Source organism: Seonamhaeicola marinus, from assembly GCF_008085455.1.
The window spans coordinates 1-332 of the sequence record NZ_VSDQ01000140.1 but is presented as its reverse complement, the minus strand read 5'-3'; the positions used below and the strand labels follow the sequence as shown (position 1 = coordinate 332).

Annotated in this window: 1 protein-coding gene; it reads left to right on the top strand. The window is 36.7% G+C overall.

The features are described 5' to 3' along the window. On the top strand, positions 1 to 332 hold a 332-nt coding region (locus FUA24_RS01140; RefSeq protein WP_187388123.1), incomplete at both ends, for a GTPase.

Genomic DNA, 332 nt, shown 5'->3' with positions numbered 1-332 from the left:
GATGTTGAAACAGGCGTAACTGGAATGGATGAAGATGTTGCCAAGTTATTACGAAAGGTTGAAAAACCAGTGTTTTTAGCAGTTAATAAAGTTGATAACTCAAAACGAAGTGAAGATGCTGTAGAGTTTTATTCACTTGGTTTAGGTGAATATTATACCATTGCAAGTATTAACGGATCGGGCACCGGTGAACTTTTAGATGCTTTAGTTGAGGCTTTACCAGAAAAAGAAGAAGTAATTGAAGAAAACTTACCACGTTTTGCTGTGGTTGGTCGCCCAAATGCTGGTAAATCATCATTCATCAATGCGTTAATAGGTGAAGATAGATACAT